The sequence below is a fragment of the Ensifer oleiphilus genome (genome assembly GCF_013371465.1).
Classification (GTDB): Bacteria; Pseudomonadota; Alphaproteobacteria; order Rhizobiales; family Rhizobiaceae; genus Ensifer; species Ensifer oleiphilus.
In genome coordinates, this window is the sequence record NZ_JABWDU010000003.1 from 135,941 (window position 1) to 154,167 (window position 18,227).

At 60.2% G+C, this 18,227-nt stretch carries 19 protein-coding genes; 11 read left to right on the forward strand and 8 right to left on the reverse strand.

Annotated elements, in window-relative coordinates; translation table 11 throughout:
* Positions 1-387 precede the first annotated feature (387 nt).
* From HT585_RS13365 to HT585_RS13370, 3 genes are all read right to left on the reverse strand, one after another.
* The gene (locus HT585_RS13365) at positions 388-1,176 is read right to left on the reverse strand and encodes a pentapeptide repeat-containing protein (RefSeq protein WP_176353404.1); all 789 of its coding nucleotides are present in this window, start codon (positions 1,174-1,176) and stop codon (positions 388-390) included.
* A 197-nt stretch (positions 1,177-1,373) separates the two neighbouring features.
* Positions 1,374-1,502 carry a hypothetical protein gene (locus HT585_RS32080; RefSeq protein ID WP_281410676.1) on the reverse strand — a complete coding sequence of 43 codons (129 nt, stop codon included), beginning with the start codon at positions 1,500-1,502 and terminating at the stop codon, positions 1,374-1,376.
* Positions 1,495-2,145 (reverse strand): plasmid pRiA4b ORF-3 family protein, encoded by a 651-nt coding sequence (locus tag HT585_RS13370; protein ID WP_176354155.1) that lies wholly within the window; start codon positions 2,143-2,145, stop codon positions 1,495-1,497. Before HT585_RS13370 ends, HT585_RS32080 begins: the two co-directional genes overlap by 8 nt.
* Positions 2,146-2,522: 377 nt before the next feature.
* Between HT585_RS13370 and HT585_RS13375 the strand changes: the two genes are divergently transcribed.
* Entirely contained in the window at positions 2,523-4,253 is a 1,731-nt protein-coding gene (locus tag HT585_RS13375) for a GMC oxidoreductase (protein WP_176353405.1), read from the forward strand.
* Positions 4,254-4,587: 334 nt separating this feature from the next.
* Complete coding sequence (locus tag HT585_RS13380) at positions 4,588-4,806, forward strand: hypothetical protein (RefSeq protein ID WP_176353296.1); 219 nt, start codon at positions 4,588-4,590, stop codon at positions 4,804-4,806.
* A gap of 70 nt (positions 4,807-4,876) precedes the next feature.
* Here the strand turns inward: HT585_RS13380 and HT585_RS13385 are convergent, their stop codons facing one another.
* The gene (locus tag HT585_RS13385; RefSeq protein WP_176353406.1) at positions 4,877-6,256 is read right to left on the reverse strand and encodes a sensor histidine kinase; all 1,380 of its coding nucleotides are present in this window, start codon (positions 6,254-6,256) and stop codon (positions 4,877-4,879) included.
* Positions 6,253-6,930, reverse strand: a complete 678-nt coding sequence (locus HT585_RS13390) for a response regulator (protein WP_176353407.1) — start codon at positions 6,928-6,930, stop codon at positions 6,253-6,255. Before HT585_RS13390 ends, HT585_RS13385 begins: the two co-directional genes overlap by 4 nt.
* A 77-nt stretch (positions 6,931-7,007) precedes the next feature.
* On the opposite strand from HT585_RS13390, the gene HT585_RS13395 reads away from it, so the two are divergent.
* Positions 7,008-8,075 (forward strand): ABC transporter substrate-binding protein, encoded by a 1,068-nt coding sequence (locus HT585_RS13395; RefSeq protein WP_176353408.1) that lies wholly within the window; start codon positions 7,008-7,010, stop codon positions 8,073-8,075.
* A gap of 100 nt (positions 8,076-8,175) precedes the next feature.
* Here the strand turns inward: HT585_RS13395 and HT585_RS13400 are convergent, their stop codons facing one another.
* On the reverse strand, positions 8,176-9,090 hold the full coding sequence (locus HT585_RS13400) for a LysR family transcriptional regulator (RefSeq protein WP_176353409.1): 915 nt from the start codon (positions 9,088-9,090) through the stop codon (positions 8,176-8,178).
* A 94-nt stretch (positions 9,091-9,184) separates the two neighbouring features.
* On the opposite strand from HT585_RS13400, the gene HT585_RS13405 reads away from it, so the two are divergent.
* The 5 genes from HT585_RS13405 to HT585_RS13425 all read left to right on the forward strand — a co-directional run bounded on the left by HT585_RS13405 (position 9,185) and on the right by HT585_RS13425 (position 13,816).
* Complete coding sequence (locus tag HT585_RS13405; RefSeq protein WP_176353410.1) at positions 9,185-9,982, forward strand: NAD(P)H-dependent oxidoreductase; 798 nt, start codon at positions 9,185-9,187, stop codon at positions 9,980-9,982.
* Positions 9,983-10,429: 447 nt separating this feature from the next.
* Entirely contained in the window at positions 10,430-11,374 is a 945-nt protein-coding gene (locus tag HT585_RS13410; protein WP_173421894.1) for a Bug family tripartite tricarboxylate transporter substrate binding protein, read from the forward strand.
* Entirely contained in the window at positions 11,371-11,862 is a 492-nt protein-coding gene (locus HT585_RS13415) for a tripartite tricarboxylate transporter TctB family protein (RefSeq protein ID WP_176353411.1), read from the forward strand. The genes HT585_RS13410 and HT585_RS13415 overlap by 4 nt, the downstream gene beginning before the upstream one ends.
* Positions 11,863-11,876: 14 nt before the next feature.
* Positions 11,877-13,394 carry a tripartite tricarboxylate transporter permease gene (locus tag HT585_RS13420; protein WP_176353412.1) on the forward strand — a complete coding sequence of 506 codons (1,518 nt, stop codon included), beginning with the start codon at positions 11,877-11,879 and terminating at the stop codon, positions 13,392-13,394.
* A 254-nt stretch (positions 13,395-13,648) separates the two neighbouring features.
* Positions 13,649-13,816, forward strand: coding sequence for a hypothetical protein (locus HT585_RS13425; protein ID WP_115422651.1), 168 nt, complete (start codon positions 13,649-13,651; stop codon positions 13,814-13,816).
* A 108-nt stretch (positions 13,817-13,924) separates the two neighbouring features.
* On the opposite strand, the gene HT585_RS13430 is transcribed toward HT585_RS13425, so the two are convergent.
* Entirely contained in the window at positions 13,925-14,260 is a 336-nt protein-coding gene (locus HT585_RS13430; protein WP_176353413.1) for a hypothetical protein, read from the reverse strand.
* Between the two features lie 66 nt (positions 14,261-14,326).
* Complete coding sequence (locus tag HT585_RS13435) at positions 14,327-15,430, reverse strand: DUF475 domain-containing protein (protein ID WP_176353414.1); 1,104 nt, start codon at positions 15,428-15,430, stop codon at positions 14,327-14,329.
* 450 nt (positions 15,431-15,880) lie between these two features.
* On the opposite strand from HT585_RS13435, the gene HT585_RS13440 reads away from it, so the two are divergent.
* The 3 genes from HT585_RS13440 (at position 15,881) to HT585_RS13450 (ending at position 18,185) form a co-directional block, all read left to right on the forward strand.
* Complete coding sequence (locus tag HT585_RS13440; RefSeq protein WP_176353415.1) at positions 15,881-16,789, forward strand: DMT family transporter; 909 nt, start codon at positions 15,881-15,883, stop codon at positions 16,787-16,789.
* A 94-nt stretch (positions 16,790-16,883) separates the two neighbouring features.
* Entirely contained in the window at positions 16,884-17,279 is a 396-nt protein-coding gene (locus HT585_RS13445) for a VOC family protein (protein WP_176353416.1), read from the forward strand.
* 129 nt (positions 17,280-17,408) lie between these two features.
* Positions 17,409-18,185, forward strand: a complete 777-nt coding sequence (locus HT585_RS13450; RefSeq protein ID WP_176353417.1) for an ABC transporter substrate-binding protein — start codon at positions 17,409-17,411, stop codon at positions 18,183-18,185.
* Positions 18,186-18,227 lie beyond the last annotated feature (42 nt).

The window sequence follows — 18,227 nt, forward strand, 5'->3', positions numbered from 1 at the left end:
CGTGGAGACAGACATGAGCATCGCTCAGCGGCGGGACGTCACGAAAATCGTCTGGAGTCGACGATCCCATGCTGGTTCAGTCACCGCCGCTTGCAGCATATGCGTATTTGCATAAGCGAGAAGCTGCCACACCCTTACCGACTTGCTTCAGCGTGCTGTCGATGCCGGAAGCGACGACTCGCCACACTTAGCCATGAGGATGGTGTGGCATATGAGCGGTGCGAAATGCGTGCCAGGCGTGATCGGCTTTGAAAATTCGCCACCATGCTAGTGGTGGCACTCGTAACAGCAGGAATTTCGACGGCGATCGTGTTTGCCGCGATTGGATATTGACAGCAATCTCACTTGCGGACCAGTGAGCATTCACGCTCATCTCATCGAACATACCTAGTCGAACATGCAGGGCCAGCTTGCCGGCACAGAAAGTCCAGCCGGTAGTTTCGTGGCGGCATCCCCGCAGGCTGTATCGATCTGAGCTTGCCGCAAGCCGGTCGCAGTCGAGAGGTCGACCCCCTCTATTCTCGTCAGGAATAAAATAGAACGATCGAATGCAATAAACCCTGCGAAAGATGCGCCAGTGAAGTCGGCTCGCGACAAGTTTGCAAGCGAAAAACGAACGTCTTCCAGCCTCGCACCACCGAACGTGGCACGGCCGAGCTCCGACTTCTCGAAATTGACCCTAGCGAGATCCGCCCGACTGAAGTCGGTCCGCTGTAACTCGGCACTTTCAAAAGAAACGTCTTTGGCGGAGAAGCGGACAAAGCTGGCCCGGTGAGCTTCGGCTCGAGCAAAAGTTGCCTTCCTAGCACTGGCCCCGGCCAGCGAGGCGCGCACTAGCTTTGTCTTTTCGAGATTGGCGAAGCTTAGGTTTGCGTCGCGGAGATCGGTCATGGTGAAATTCGCGTTAAATAGGTTGGCGCTTTCCAAGTTCGCGCCAGCAAGCATGAGGCGGCTCTTGTTGCATTCGCTCCAGTTCACGCCTGGCTTCGGCCAGCTTTTGCAGTGTGCTGCCTGCGCGGAACTCACAAAGATCAAGATTGTTAGATAAGACAGCAAGATGGCGGCGACCGACGCTAAGGTTCCCCGCTTTTCGCCGACACTGGAGGCTTTGTGAAACAAGCGAAAAGCCGTGGCGTTCAGCCTAAAGTCTTTGAAAACATCGGTATCGGTTCTCATCGGGGATCTATCCGAACGCATTTAGCCAATGTGCGCATGCCGATCGACCTGGCACGAACCTGAAATCGATTTGATGGTGCGCGACTTTCTAAGAATATCTGATTGCGGTCGCTCCGACATTGACGGGGATCAACGCAAGCCATCGGGCGAGGCAACCCGTCATTGGAGGCGCCTTTGGCGATGAGCTTGCGCCGACATCAGGCTGAAGCGAATGAAGCATCCAGAAAATGCATCAACCGTACTTTCAACTGAATATCCTTGTTCCCCTCGCCTTTTTGGATGCGCCTTGGACTTTGGCGCTGAAGTGTTGCCAGTTTGTCAACCATGATCGCTTTCTCGACGGAAGCGATAGTCCCCTTTCGATGCGCGCAAGGCTTTGGCGATAGATTTGTTGATGACGTCAACGTTGCAGATCTCGGGATGGAACTTACGGCCGACCCATCGACGCAACGCCTTATGCTCTTCGTGGTCGGGATCAATCCATCCCTCAAGGAAGTCGGCATAACCTGAAGGCCCGCCAACATCTTCGGGAGGGCCGGAGCGTTCGGCCGCGATACAGCGGGGATATACTGCATTCTGCTCGCGCACGACGCGCGCCAAACGCAGCAAATGAAGCCAACCATCGCCAAAGTCGTATTCGTAGAGGATCGTGAGAGGGTCTTCCTCGGGGTCGTAGGGAAAGTGAAAGTCGATCATCCTGACCTCGGTCGCCTCGAAGGTGCGGCTGTCGGACAGACCGTCCTCATCGAACTCCGGGGCTCCGTAGATGAGACCACCAATATTAAACTGATGCAGATGGCTATCGGTCCAGCCAAAGGCGGCCTGCAGGACCTCGTGAAGTTGGGCAAGATTGAGGGAGATTGGCAGTTCGAGAGTGCGTCTGATCTTGGGCTCGATACCGAGGATATGAACCTCGGCGCGCACAATAAAGCTTTCTGGATCTAGGTGGTGAAGCATGCCGCAGATCATGCCGCGCTTGGTTGTCTCGGGCAATGGATCAGGCAACAGATTTGGGCGAAATCCCTCACACTCCCGAGTACAGCTAGCAGTTAACGCCGTGCTGCGCTGACCGATGAACCCGCGCAGCGTCGTGCTGATCGACGAGTTGATCCAGCGCAACGTTGGCGGGCGTCAGGGCCTGTAAAGTCACAAGCATTAGGGCTGGAGGGGCTGATGGAGAAAGGCGTTCAGGCACACCGGGACTGCAGCGCCGTAAGTTCGCTCAAGCCACAAGTGCAAAGGCTTGTTCCTGGAGTCATTCAGCCTGACGAAATCAGTCGCCGCTCCGCTCATCCAAGTCTGACCATAGGGATAGTCGGCGCATACTTGAAGAGTGTGTGCTTGAAATGAGAATCTCGCGCCTTGCGGAATTGGATGATAATTCCATCATTTCGGCCGATATCGTTATCGTCGGGGCTGGCCCTGCTGGTCTGACAATCGCTGAACAGTGTTCGGGACCGGACAGAAAGGTGCTGGTCGTAGAGAGCGGGGAAGAACTCGAGACCTCCGAGCATTCCGCGCTCAATGAAGTTGAAAACATCGGCGAGCTTCAAACCGAGGCGCAGATCCACAAGAGAACAAAATTTCATGGCTCGCAGGCCAGGTTCTGGTCACCTGATGTGCAGCGTTATGGCGTTCGGTGCAGGGCGTTTGGGGGATCAACGCACGCATGGGCCGGAAAATCAGCTCCGTTTGATGAACTCGACTTCAAGGCGAGAAGCTGGGTGCCACATTCCGGGTGGCCAATGGATTACCAGCACATCATTCCCTATCTCCTGCGGGCGATGGATGTCTTGAACCTCAGCCCGAAGCAACCGCCGGGACGCTTCGACAAGGAAGGTCTGCATTCATTCTATTGGCAATTTGCTCGTTCGCGCATCGATCGCCTTGACATCATGCGGTTCGGCCAAGAGTTCCTGGCTCGCCGCCCTGCCAATTTGCATGTTCTTCTTGACGCGACGGTGAGATGCGTGGGCCTGAACCGCGAAGGATCGAAGTTTTCGCACATAGACGTTGTGAGCTTGGGTGGCAAATGCGCTCGCATCAACGCCACATTCTGTGTGCTGGCCTGCGGCGGAATTGAGAATGCCCGGTTGTTGCTAGCGTCCAATGATGTCTGCTCAAAAGGCATAGGCAATCACTTCGATGTCGTCGGGCGATACCTGATGGATCACATTGCAGCACGTGTTGGGAGATTCCAGACTGATCAAATTGCGGAGCTAACAAAGCACTTCGGCTTCTATGGGCTCCACCATGAAAAGCGTGCGCACATGTTCGCGCACGGCCTGGCTCCTACTCCGGAGGTGCAAGAGCGCGACCAAGTCCTGAATGCTGCTGTCTTCTTCTCAACTGAACGTGCCCCCGACGATCCATGGGTTGCCTTGAAGAAGCTTTTGAACTCGCGCAGCTCCGATCTCGGACGAGATTTGCTCTCCGTTGTTTCCGGGTCCGGTTTCATTGCCAGAGGGATCGGCATGAAAATCCTATCGGACACCCGAACACCCAAGATCATCAAGGATTTCTTCGTGAACGGTGCAATCCTGCTTTCACCCAATCTCGTTGCCGAAGAGTTTCAGTCTCGTGGGCTGCCACACAAGTTGTCCGGCTTGAGAATCGAAGCGATCTGCGAACAGGCGCCGGATCCCTCAAGCAGGATAACCCTCAGTGATAGAAAGGACCGATTCGGCGTGCCGCTGGCCAAGATCGACTGGCGCATTGGCGATCTCGAACGCAAGACATTGCTCAGAATTGCCGAATTATCGCATCAGGCTCTTGCTGGGGCCGAGCTGCCCACCCCTATTCTGGAATCCTGGACAAGAGACCGGCCACAAGATCTCGTCATTATTGACATGGCGCACACGCTTGGCACGACGCGTATGGCGACCGATCGGACGAAGGGTGTCGTCGACCCCGACTGCAGAGTTCACGGCGTGGACAATTTGTATGTTGCCGGGGGCTCGGTGTTCCCAACCAGTGGTCACGCCAATCCCACATTGATGATCCTTGCACTCGCAATGCGACTGGCTGATCATCTGAATTTGAAGGTGGTGCGAAACAGCGCGTATCAAACGTCGTAACGTTCTCGCGCCCCGCGACCTGGGAGGCACGGGTATAGTCCAGCCAAGGCAAAGGATATCTCGGGTGAATAATTTCGAGACGCGCGTCTCATCGCTTACCGCTCCGTGTGACGACGCCGCCTCGCGCAAGGCAGATTACCGCGCATGAAGACTGGCCGCATTCAGGGGTGGTTTTGATCATGAACAAAGTGACCGCCGCGCTTCATGAGAGCAGGCGGAGATCACGCGGCACTGGCACTCGCTCCATAAACGCACTAAACGGTGCAGGCTCTGATCGGATCTGCAAGTCGAAATTCGCTCGGTCACGCAAGTTACGCTTCGCCCGAATGAAGATATGCTTGCCGCGCAAAGCTGCCACGACACAACTGCTCTGGAAATTGAACCCGCGATCAACTATATGTCCGCCATCCAAAACTATCGGAGATTTATCATGTTGTCGCAGCGCAAGCTTGCGAGCCAGTTCCAGCCGCGTTTCGTTCTTCAGCTTTGGAACGCGATGCTTCGGGTCCAGACCCGCGAAACAGCTTCCCTCTTCGGCCAGCGCAGCCGCTAAAGCGCTTACTCCAGTCCTTGTCCGGCCTGCCCTATCTGTGGCGCTGGATGAGTACTGACCGGCTCCTTGCTCATCCGGCCGGAAACAGGATGGCAACTTTAAGCCCGCATCCACCCGCCCCATCACCAAGGCTCGTTCGTGCGCCATAAAGTGCTGCAATTTCCTCGACAATCGGCAGGCCCAGCCCCGTTCCCGGAGCTTCGCTGGCGCCCCGCTGAAACCTTCTCAGCACGCTCTCGCGCAGTTCGGGCCTGATCCCCGGCCCGTTGTCCTCGACTTCCAAAGACACGAAACCTTCCTTCTCTGTCACCCGGGTGGTCACCTCGGCGCCGCGCCCGGCGTAGAGCAACGCATTGCCGATGAGGTTCTTCAGCATCTCGCCAACCAGCAGGGGCTCGACACGAACGAAGGCTTCGCCCTCGCCGTCGAACCCGAGATCAATGCCGGCGTCTCCAGCGGCCGGTACATGCTCGGCTGTGATGCCGCGCGTCAGCTCGACCAGGTCTATCCGTTCAAGCTTCCGTGCCTCATCTTTGCCGGCAGCGTCGATCTTCGCCATCAGCAGCAGTTGCGCCAGGATGCGCTCGGCATTCGCCACGGCCTCATCGGCCTTCTTCACCGCTATCTTTGTGTCTTCGATCGACCCGGCGCGCAGTGCGAGCGCCAGCTGCGTGCGGATGATCGCAAGCGGCGTGCGCAATTGATGGCTGGCATTGCCGGTAAAGTTGCGCAGCGCTTCGAGCGCGGACTGAAGCCGCCCCATGAAGGAATTGACGGTATCAACCAGTCCCTGGACTTCGTTCGGCACACGCTCGCCGATCGGATGCAGATCGTCGGGGCTGCGCTCGGCGATCGCATCACCCAGGCGATAGAGCGGCCTCAGAGAGAAGGTAACCGCAATCCAGACGATGACTGCGGCACCGGCGATCATCAGACCAAGGCGCAAAGCGGAGCGAACGAGGATCGTCTGCGCCAGCTGCCTGCGCGCGATCGTCGTTTCAGCAACGGTCACGACGAAGGGAACCGAGTTGATGCCGGTCGAGGCCGAACGGCGAAGGGCCGCGATGCGGATTGGCTCGCCGCGGAACGAGGCGTCGGCAAAGCTCGTCGAGCTTCCCGGAACCTCGTCAAGCGAAGGAAGCGTCTGGTAACCGGTGATGAATTGCCCCGGCGGGCCATCGACCCGGTAGAAGACGCGGTCCTGCGCAGCCGATGTCAGCATTTCCAACGCCACATAGGGAATGTCGACCTCGAGCGATCCATCCTCGGCGACAACAACGCGCTCGGCGATCGCCAGAGCCGAGCCGGCAAGAACACGGTCCGAGACGACGTTGGCCGTCGCGACAGCTTCGCGATAGGTGTCCATCAGCGCGATGACGCCGATGACCGCAGTGGAGATCAACAGCCAGCCAAGCAGCCTCCGGCGGAGGGAGTAGACCGCCGACCTCATTCGGGCCCGGCCGCTTTGTCGAGATAGTAGCCGATACCGCGCGCCGTTCTGACCGTCAGCCCATGGGGCGCAAGCCGCTTCCTCAGGCGGCTGACATATTGCTCGATCGCGTTCGGGCTGAGGTCGTCGTCAAAACCCGTCAGCGACTGCATGATCGCCTCCTTGGCGACGACCTTACCGGCCCGCATGAACAGGAGTTCGAGCAGACCGAGTTCACGCGCCGGGATTTCGATCGGCACGCCGCCGGAGGAAAAGCTGCGCGCATTGAGATCGAGTGACACATTGCCATAGCTGACCGTCGACGCCCGCAAGCCCGCCTGCCTTCGAAGCAGCACGCGCACGCGCGCTTCGAACTCGCCGATATCGAACGGCTTGATCATGTAATCGTCGGCGCCAAGGTCGAGGCCCTTCACGCGCTCCTCCGGCGTGCCCCTTGCCGTCAAGATCAGGACCGCAGCGCTGTTCTGCCGGGCACGCATCGCCCTCAAGACCTCAAGCCCGTCCATCTCGGGCAGGTTGAGGTCAAGGATCACCAGATCAAATGTCTCGGCGGCGGCAACCGCGTGAGCCGATGCGCCATCGCTGACGACATCCACGGCATAGCCGCTACCGCGCAGGATGGCCGACAGGCCCTCGGCCAGGACCTGATTGTCTTCAACGAGCAATATGCGCAATTGTCTTTACTCCCCGCTCCACTCTATCCGCCGTCGGCTTGCTTGTGAACGGTGGCGCGCTGAGGCATTGTGGTTTTATGCGGTACTTGATTTCTTTTCTCTTTTTCGCTCTCTGTCCCCGGCTGCTTCTGGCCGCACCGGTCATTTTCCCGGCACTGTCGGGCGCCTCGGATGCCCGGACGCTGGTCGTCTACTCCTCGCTCGACGAGCCCTTGGCCAAACCAATGATCCTAGGCTTTCAACAGGCCAATCCGGATGTTGCCGTGCGTTATGAGGATATGCTGACGGGTGAGATCTACGACCGTATCGTCAAGGAAACCGACGCGGGGCTGAAGACCGCGGACTTCGCCTTCTCGTCCGCAATGGATCTGCAAGTCAAGCTCAGCAACGACGGCTATGCCCAGCGCAGCGACATGCCGATGAGCGGTCGCTGGCCGGCCTGGGCCAATTGGCGCAACACCGCCTACGCGCTCACCTTCGAGCCGGCCGTCTTCGTCTACCATAAGCCGAGCTTTGCCAAGGAAGCCCCGCCCTCCACCCGTGCCGAGTTCGTTGCCTATCTCAAGCGCCATGGTGCCGATGTCTTCGGCCGGATCGGCACCTATGACATCGAGCGCTCTGGCGTCGGCTTTCTCTTCATGTCACGCGACCAGGAACAGTTCGACGATATCTGGGACGTCATCCAGGCCATGGGCGCTGCCGGCGTCAAACTCTATTCGACCAGCCAGGCCATTCTGGAGCGTGTCGCCGATGGACGGTTCGTGCTCGGCTACAACATCCTCGGCTCCTACGCTGCCGATTGGGCAAAACGCCACCCGGACGTCGGCATCGTGCTGCCAAAGGACTACACCGTGGTGATGTCGCGGATCGGCTTGGTGCCGCAGGCGTCCGCCAATCCCGACCTCGGCCGCCGATACCTGGAATTCTTCATGTCGAAGGAAGGCCAGACGATCATGGCGCGGCAATTGCAGATCCCGGCCGTCAGCCCCGATGTCGCCGGAGAAAACACCGCCAACACGATGCAGGAAATGCTTGGCGCGCAGTTGCGTCCCGTGCCCGTCAGCCCGGGACTGATGGTCTATCTCGATCAGGTCAAGCGGTCGCGGCTCATTGCCCGCTGGAACGAGGTCCTGCGGCTCCATTAGCCAAAGCATTTCGACACTGAATGTCTTGGGTCTAAGGCGGCAGAGCACGACCGCGAACATCGCGGGCAACCATGGACTGTCGTGCGTCAATGCAAGCCGTTCATTCCAGGCCCGGAATTCCGCCGATCCGCTCAGCCAGATCGTCGACGAGCAACCGCACCCGGGCAATGCCTGCACGCTCGGGCGCGATCAGCATGCTCAACGGCACGGACGGCAGAAGATATTCCGGCAGGACGGGCACCAACCGGCCGGCGGCAAGCAGATCGTCGACGAGCCAACGGTGGGTCGGAGCGATCCCGCGGCCAGCGACGAGCGCCTCGCGCACTGCCAGCCCATGGTCCACGCGCAGACGGCCATGGAAAGGCACCCTATGCCGCTCGCCGTTCTCGCCGTGAAGCTCCAGCAGGTCGCTGCCTGCCACATTCGACATGCGAATACCCTCATGGTCCGACAGATCTCTGGGAACGATCGGCATTCCACGTTTGGCCAGATAGTCAGGCGCGGCAACGAGCAGACGCCGGCTTTGGCCCAGCGCCCGTAACTTCATGGAGCTGTCGGTCAGCGGCGCCAAACGCAGCGCGATATCGATCCCCTCCCGCACAAGATCGATGCGCTCGTCCGTCAGGTTGAGATCGACACCGATATCCGGGTAGCGCTCCTGGAAGGCAAAGATCAACCGCGTGGCGTGCAGCACGCCGAAAGCCGCAGTTGAGGACACCCGGATCGTCCCGGCCGAGGCCCCGCGGGTGCCGCGTGCCTCATCGGCGGCCTGCTCCACCAGACGCAGGATCTGGACGCTGTTGGCATAGTACTGGCTGCCCTCGTCGGTCATCGTCACGCGCCGGGTGGTGCGGCTGATGAGAGGCACGCCGAGTGCCTGTTCCAGTTCACGCAACTGCCGCGTGACTGTCGACTGCCCGAGCCCAAGTTCGCGCGCAACGGCCGACAGGCTGCCGCGTTCGGCAACACGAACGAAGGTCCTGATGCGGTCGAGCGTGATATCCGATTTATCCATTTTCCGGCACAATCATATCCATTGCGTAGATCTAGTGCAGCAATGCGATGCTGTCTACATCGAGGGTCGGTTTCTCATCAAAGGAATGCTGATCATGAAAGTCTTGCTTGTTTTCGCCCATCCGGAGCCGCGTTCACTCAACGGATCTCTTCGCGACGTCGCCATCCGTGAACTGGAGGCCCAGGGGCACGAAGTCAGGGTTTCCGACCTTTACGCCGACAATTGGAAGTCCGAAATCGATCGGCCCGACTTCCCGTCTCTTGACCACGAAACGCCGTTTCAACCGAGCCGCGCCTCCAAAGCCGCCTTTGCAGCCGGCCAGTTGACCAAGGATGTGACGGTTGAACATGAGAAGCTGCTATGGGCGGATACGCTCATCCTGCAGTTTCCGCTCTGGTGGTACACGATGCCGGCGATCCTGAAAGGCTGGGTCGATCGAGTCTACGCCTATGGATTTGCCTACGGCGTGGGCGAGCACAGCGACGCCCATTGGGGCGATCGGTTTGGCGAGGGCACGTTCAAGGGCAAGCGGGCAATGCTGATCGTCACCACCGGCGGTTGGCAGGAGCACTACTCGGCGCGCGGCGTCAACGGACCGATCGACGACCTCCTGTTCCCCATCAACCACGGCATCCTCTACTACCCCGGATATAATGTGCTGCCACCTTTCGTCGCCTACCGGGTCGATCGCATTGACGAAGCCGGCTTCGAAGATATTGCGGAGCGCCTGCGCGAGAGGATGCGTACCCTTTCGACCACACCACCCATTCCGTACCGGCGCCAGAACGGCGGCGACTATCTGATCCCGAGCCTCGAGTTGCGTCCCGGCTTGGGCGAGCCCACTGCAACCGGCTTCTCCCTTCATCTCAATGGTGCGGAGACTGCGGGTTAGATCAGCGTTTCACCGCGCGGTGGGCATACGCATTGGTGGCATGCCCGCTGCAAGCCGCCATCCGGCACGAGTCCGCCGCCGAAACACGCGATCAGACCAACTGATTCTAACCTCCGGGCAGAACCCGTGACCCAACCTGCAGACGGCGACTGGCCCGCGGCTCCGCTTTTGATCCTGCGGCCAGGCCGCCTGACGGCAAGAACCGTCTAAGATTTCGTAAACACCGCGTTTCATTTTCGCATTGAGGGCTTGATGTCAGCTTAATGTCAGCTTTCTATGATGGCTTAGCAGTCACTGGCGCCCCGTGGAGGCGGGCCCGCCGGTTGCGCACTGGGAGGAAGTCACCAATCCGGTCAGCGACAAGGGTCTTCGGGCACCGTCGCGCCTTCCCGTTCGCACGCAGAAACAACGTGCGCGTGGAAAATCGCGCCTCATGGAGGACTGACCTTGAAACACTTTTTCCTGGCATCCATTCTCGCCGGCGCAATGGCGCTGCCGGCCTATGCGGCTGACTACACCATCATCGCTCCGGCGAATCCGGGCGGCGGCTGGGACCAGACGGCCCGTTCGCTCCAGACCGTCCTGCAGCAGGAAGGCATCTCCGGCAACGTTCAGGTCCAGAACGTTCCGGGCGCCGGCGGTACCATCGGCCTCGCCCAGTTCGCAAGCCAGCAGAAGGGCAACCCGAACGCGCTCATCGTCGGCGGTTACGTCATGGTCGGTGCGATCCTGACCAACAAGTCGCCGGTCACTCTCAAGGACGTTACCCCAATCGCGCGCCTCACCGGCGAATTTGAAGCGATCGTCGTTCCGGCCGCTTCCGAGATCAAGACGATGGCCGACCTCGTTGCGGCCCTCAAAAAGGATCCGGGCGCCGTGTCGTGGGCTGGCGGCTCTGCCGGCGGTACCGACCACATCGCCGTTGGCCTGATCGCCAAGGCAGCGGGCGTCGACCCGACCAAGATCAACTACATCGCCTACTCCGGCGGCGGCGAAGCGCTTGCAGCCATTCTCGGCAGCCAGGTCACGGCCGGCATCTCCGGCTACGGCGAGTTCGAAGCCCAGGTGAAGGCCGGCACGTTGCGCCTGATTGCAGTCTCGAGCGGCGAGCGCCTCGCCGGCATCGACGCCCCGACGCTGAAGGAATCCGGCCTCGATGTCGTCGTTGAAAACTGGCGCATGGTTGCAGCCGCTCCGGGCCTCACCGACGAGCAGAAGGCAGCCGTTTCTGCCGACGTCGAAAAGCTCGCCAAGTCGGCCGGCTGGCAGGAAGTGCTCAAGACCAAGGGCTGGCAGGACAGCTACCTCTCCGGCGACGCTTTCGCCGCCCAACTCGACAAGGACGTTGCGGCAACCGAAGGCGTCCTCAAGGACATTGGACTGGTGAAATGAACAAGGGGCTCAACCCTTCAACCACAACGCGTCGCCCGGATCGGGCGGCGCTCTTCATCGCGGCTGTGCTCGCCGCCATCGCTGGCCTCATTTTCTGGGACGTGTCGCGCCTTTCGGGCGCTGCCGGTTACTCCCAGGTCGGACCGACGACAGTACCCTATGCCATAGCCTGCTGCCTCGCGGGCCTTGCCGTCTGGACCGTCTTTGCCGCATTCCGCAACGATTTCCCCGAGCGTGAGCACCAGGAAATCTCGCCGGTCATCTGGATCGTCGCCGGGCTTGCAGCGCAGATGCTGCTGTTGAACGTCGCAGGCTTTTCGATCGCAACCGGCATTCTCTTTGCGCTCACCGCGCGCGGATTTGGGAAACGCAAGCTCTGGTTCTCGTTGCCAGTCGGCATTGCGCTCTGTTTTGCCGTGTGGGTGATTTTCGCCAAGCTCCTGCAGTTGTCGCTGCCCGCAGGGCCGCTCGAACACCTGTTCTTCTAAGAGGGCCGTAGACCATGGCTACTTTTGAATTCCTGTTGCAGGGACTGTGGGTTGCTGCCCAGCCGATGAACCTGCTCTATGCGCTGATCGGCGTAACGCTCGGCACTGCTGTCGGCGTTCTCCCCGGCATCGGCCCGGCCCTGACCGTGGCACTTCTGCTACCCGTCACCTATCAGCTCGATCCCGCCGGTTCGCTGATCATGTTCGCCGGCATTTATTACGGCGGCATGTATGGCGGCTCGACCACATCGATCCTGCTCAACACGCCGGGCGAAAGCGCCTCGATCGTCACCGCGCTCGAAGGCAACAAGATGGCGCGCGCCGGACGGGGCGGGCCAGCACTTGCCACCGCCGCCATCGGCTCGTTCGTTGCCGGCCTGATCGCGACGCTCGGCCTTGCCTTCATCGCGCCCTATATAGTCAAGCTCGCCCTGGTCTTCGGTCCGCGCGAATATTTCGCGCTGATGGTTCTCGCCTTCGTGACCGTTTCTTCGGCGTTCGGCGACAGCACCCTTCGCGGCCTGACCGCACTGTTCGTCGGCCTGGCGCTTTCCGTCGTCGGCATCGACCAGTTGACCGGCCAGGCGCGCCTCTCCTTCGGCGTTCCCGAACTGCTCGACGGCATCGAAGTCACCACGCTCGCCGTGGCGATGTTTGCGATCGGCGAGACGCTGTTCATTGCCGCACAGGGAGAAAAGGGTCCTGACAAGGTTGAGGCCGTGCGCGGCTCGATCTGGATGAGCAAGCTCGACTGGGCACGCTCGTGGAAGCCCTGGCTTCGCGGCACGTTCATCGGCTTCCCGATCGGCGCGATGCCGGCCGGCGGCGCCGAAATCGGCACCTTCCTGTCCTATGCGGCGGAAAAGCGCCTGGCGAAACATCCAGAAGAGTTCGGTCACGGCGCCATCGAAGGCGTCGCCGGCCCGGAAGCCGCCAACAACGCGTCGGCCGCCGGCACGCTCGTGCCCCTCCTGACGCTCGGCCTGCCGACGACGGCGACCGCGGCAATCATGCTGGCCGGCTTCCAGCAGTACGGCCTGCAGCCCGGCCCGCTGTTGTTTGCGACCAATCCGCAGCTCGTCTGGGGTCTGATCGCCAGCCTCTTGATTGCCAACTTCATGCTCTTGGTCCTGAACCTGCCGCTGATCGGGCTCTGGGTGAAGCTGCTGACCATCCCGAAGCCATGGCTCTATGCCGGCATTCTCTTGTTTGCGACGCTCGGCACCATCGGCGCCAACCCGTCGGTCTACGAACTGGGCATGCTGCTCGCCTTCGGTCTGCTCGGCTATGCGATGCGCGTCTTCGGCTATCCGATTGCGCCTGTCGTCGTCGGCCTGATCCTCGGACCGCTCGCCGAGCAGCAGCTCCGCCGCGCGCTGGCCATCAGCCAGGGCGACGTGAGCGTGCTCTTCACCTCGCCGATCGCAGCCGTGCTGCTGGTCATCGCCGCTGCAGCCCTGATCATCCCGTTGATCCTCAGGGCGCGCGGGCGCGGGGAAGTGCTGGCACAGCTCGCGGCCAACGAAGACTAAACTGCCCTCCCGCGTCGCGCCTTCCAGGGCCGGCGCGGTATGGCTCTGACCTTCTGCATCGTTGTCCCTAAATCGTTTCCGGTTTGGGGGAATGATGCAGGAGCCTCCCAAGGCTCAAACAGCGGGCCCGGTCGATGGATAATCGGCCGGGCCTGCTTCCGTTGCATGGCTGGAGTGTCCAATTATGCATTGCAAAAAGACCCGGCAAACCCCATCTTTTGCTCATCAGAGAGAAAACGAAAGCGAGCAAAAAGATGGCTACCACAACTTACCGCAAGGGTTTCATCGGCCGCGCATTCGCAGTTCTCGGCGCCGCTAGCGCTGCTGCAGCTGCTGTCGAAGGCCACCGCCGCCCGAAGGCAAGCGACCTGCGCACCCTCGGCATCGATCCGGCCAATTTCCCGGGTGCAGAGCGCAACTAACAGAGATTTCCAGCGCCCGTCATCGCGACAGGGCGCGTTATCCTCCCAAGGATGAGACGGCCCGACATCGCGAGATGGCGGGCCGTCATTTTTTTGCATTTGGCTTTGCTAGCGCCCCGTGGCCGCGCGGACAAAGTCGCGCATGCGCTGCCTCAGAATGCGCCCCCATGGCACCTCCGCATCGATTGCCCGGTATCCGGCCTGCGTCAGCGAAAAACGGACGCTGCCGTCGATCTCTCGTCTTGTGATATATTGCATGTTCAAGGCGCGAAAGACTGCTGCGTGAAGCTCCTGCGGCCAATCGATATCGTCGGCCGCCACCCGGTGGGCGCCCGCTCGGTATACCTCTTCCAAGACCCGCGTCAGATCACTTGAAATCATCAAACGCTTATCTCCGGATAGCGATCGTTTGGCAATCTCAGCAACTCGTGTTGCGGTGGTCAAAAGCAAAGGGCCCCAGCGCGAATTTTGCGCCGGGGCCCTTTTTTCAGAGCGCTGGGGTCGAAGCGGTTATGCCTCGACGCGAGCCTGGCCATGGCTGAGTTCGCCATTAAGCTCTGCTTGACGCTCCCGCTTGTTGTAGCGGATCGACGACCAGAGCGAGATGCCGATCAAGGCAGCGCCGCCGAGGCCGGTGATCACTTCGGGAATGTGCACCAATGTCTGGAAGTACATCACCACCGAAAGGATCAGGATCGCGTAGAATGCGCCGTGTTCCAAGTAGCGGTACTCGCTGAGCGTACCCTTCTCCACCAGCATGATCGTCATCGAGCGCACATACATCGCGCCGATGCCAAGGCCGATGGCGATGACGAAGAGGTTTTGCGTCAAGGCGAAGGCGCCGATGACACCGTCGAACGAGAAGCTCGCATCAAGCACTTCGAGGTAGAGGAAGGCACCGAAGCCACCCTTTGCCGCTGCGTCCAGCGTCTGCTGCGACGCGTCCAGCAGCCCCCCGACCACCTCGACAGCGAGGAAGGTCAACAGGCCGTAGATGCCCGAGTAGACGAAGGTATGCGCGTCAGCGGGCTCAAGCAGTCTTGAGAAGCCGAGGATGAGCGCAAGCACGAAGGCAATTTCGATGCCCTTGATCGTGGCGAAGCGCGCCATCTTGCTTTCGACCCAGGCGATCCAGTGCACGTCTTTCTCATGGTCGAAGAAATAGGTGAGGCCGACCATCATCAGGAAGGTGCCGCCGAAGGCTGCGATCGGCAGATGGGCATCATTCATGATGCGGGCATATTCTTCCGGCTTGGTCGCCGCCAGCATGATCGCGTCGATCGGGCCGATGCTCGCCGCGATGACGACGATGAGCAGCGGAAAGACGATGCGCATGCCGAAGACGGCGATGATGATACCCCAGGTCAGGAAGCGGTGCTGCCACTCCGGGGTCATGTCCTTCAGCTTGTTGGCGTTGACGATCGCGTTGTCGAAGGACAGCGAGATTTCAAGGACTGCCAACACGGTGCAGATGAAGAATACGGTTGCCATGCCGCCGAGCGTGCCGGTCGACTGCCAACCGAGCCAGGCGCCAAGCACCAGGCCGACCGCGGTAACGATGAAGGCCCACTTGAAGTAGCCAAGCGAGCTTGCGTGCGTGGGAGGCTGCGTCATCGACGTGCCTCCTTCGAGCGCACGACGCCCGGTTCCGAGAAGAAGTGGGGTTTGGAAACGAAAACACGCACGGCCGAAAGGGCGCATGCGTTAGGCATGAGATCAGTTTTCATGGTAGCTAATCCGCCGGCTCATTTGCTGGCGGTACCGACATCACGAGAGCGCCGTAAAAACTCTCGCCAGAGGGGCCCGGCACCAGTGTTCATCCCGCGGTCCGATGTCTGGTCGGCGAGATCACCCCTTAACTAGCAGCGCCGCACGTTACGTCAAGAGGCAAGGCCACCTCTCCGAGGCCGATCTGCCATTCCACCATCGAAATCCTCGATGGTAGATCGAGGTGGTTCCCGGCCGTATCATTCGTAAAACTTATGGTCCCATACGCAGAGCGCGATGGATCGGCGCGCCAGAATGTGCAAAAGGCACGGGGGAACACGTTTGAAAGCCACTCCCATGACCATCATAGCCACCTCCGCCACCGCGCCGAACGCTGCTCGGACGGGTGTCATCATCATGCTTCTCGGCATGCTGATGTTTTCGCTCAACGACGTCATGGGCAAATGGCTGGTGGCGACATATTCTGTCAGCCAGCTGATGGTCATTCGCAGCATCGCAGCATTGCTCGTGCTTTCGCCGTTCATCCTCAAGCGCGGCCTGCGCTCGATGTTGCAGGTCGAGCGGCCGTGGCTCCAGGCGCTGCGTTCGCTGCTTTTCGCCGTCGACGCATCGGCGTTTTATTTCGCCGTCGCCTATATGCCTCTCGCTGACACCATGACCTATTGGCTGGCAGCGCCGATCTACGTGGCCGCCGCCTCCCCGTTCCTGCTCGGTGAGAAGGTCGGCTGGCGGCGATGGACGGCAATCCTCATCGGCTTTGCCGGCGTGGTGATCGCGCTAGAGCCGTCGAAGGACACGTTCAGCCTGCCCGCGTTGATCGCCCTTGTCGGCAGCGCTGCCTTCGCCTTCGCGCTGATGCTCGGTCGAACTTTGCGCTCGACCCCGGATACGACACTGGTGTTCTGGCAGGTCATCGGTGCGCTCGTCTTTTCGCTCGTCGGCGTTGCCGCCAACCCGGCCGGCTGGGCTCCGGTCGATGGCGAGGCCATCCTTCAGCTCGGTATGCTCGGCATCGTCGCAATGCTCGCGCACATTCTGGTCAACCGCGCGCTGAAGCTTGCCGACGCGGCGACGGTGGTGCCGCTACAATACACACTCCTGCTTTGGGCCGTCGTTTTCGGCTGGTTTTTCTTCGGCGATATGCCGCGCCCAACCGTCATCATCGGTGCCGGGTTGATCGTTGCCTCGGGCCTCTTCATCTTCTTCCGCGAGCAGCAGCTGAAAAGACAAGCCCGAAATATCTGACAGCGCACTGACGATCGTCACTTTGAGGGGAAGGGTTCCATCCTTCTTCCTCCTCTGATACCTCGCACCCGTCTCAACGCTGAAGGAGGCTCATTTGGCCAAGGCAATCCACTCGATGATCCGTGTGCTCGACGAGCAGAAGTCGCTGGACTTCTACAGAGTGGCCTTCGGGCTCGAGATCGCCGAGCGGCTCGATTTCGAAACCTTCACGCTCGTCTACCTTGCGAATGAAGAGAGCGAATTCGAGCTCGAGCTGACGATCAACAAGGACCGCACCGAACCCTATGCGCTCGGCGATGGCTACGGCCACCTTGCCTTGTCGGTGAGCGACCTCGACAATGAGCACAAGCGCTTGACCGAGGCTGGACTTGGCCCGAACAAGATCGTCGAATTCAATCGCGACGGCGCCCTTCTGGCGCGTTTCTTCTTCATCACCGATCCCGATGGCTACAAGATCGAAGTGCTGCAGCGCCACGGCCGCTACAAGTGATCGCCTGACGGCGATCACAATCAATCGAAACAATACCGATTATCGCGCCTATCTATTTCGCTTATAGGAAGACCGGACATACTGTTCTCCGGAAGCATCAAGAATGATGCGCCAACAAGGGGAACGACGATGAAAAAACAGATTGCAGCGATCGCGCTGGCTGTCATGGCAACGGCAAGTTCGGCCGGGGCCGCCGACAAGATCAAGATCGGCACCGAAGGCGCCTACCCTCCTTTCAACTTTATCGATTCAGCCGGCAAGATCGGCGGCTTCGACGTCGATATCGGGCTGGCGCTTTGCGAGCGCATGAAGGCGGAGTGCGAGGTTGTCGCGCAGGATTGGGACGGCATCATCCCCGGTCTTCTCGCCAAGAAATACGACCTCATCATCGCCTCGATGTTCATCACCGAGGATCGCAAGAAGCAGGTCGCCTTCACCAATCCCTACTACCTTGCGGCGATGACGCATGTTGCGCCAAAGGGCGCCGGCATCACCACGTTTACCAACGAGGCCCTCAAGGGCAAGGTGATCGGCGCGCAGTCGGGCACGACCCAGGCCGACTTCATCGCCGCCACCTATCCGGACGCGGAGATCAAGCTCTATCCGACGCAGGACGAAGCCAATCTCGACATGGTCAACGGCCGTCTCGATCTTCAGGTCGGCGACATGCTGCCGCTTCTGGATTGGGTGACGAAGAACGACGACGGCAAGGCCTGTTGCGAAATCATCGGCGAACCGATCACCGACAAGAAGTTCGTCGGCGAAGGCGTCGGCATCGCCGTGCGTCAGGACGACAACGAACTGCGCGAAAAGCTCAACAAGGCGCTCGACGAAATCCGCGCCGACGGGACCTACAAGAAGATCAACGACAAGTACTTCACCGTCGACGTTTACACGATGAAGTAAGACGGATCGTTTGCGACCGGCCGCCGTCACGGCGGCCGGTGA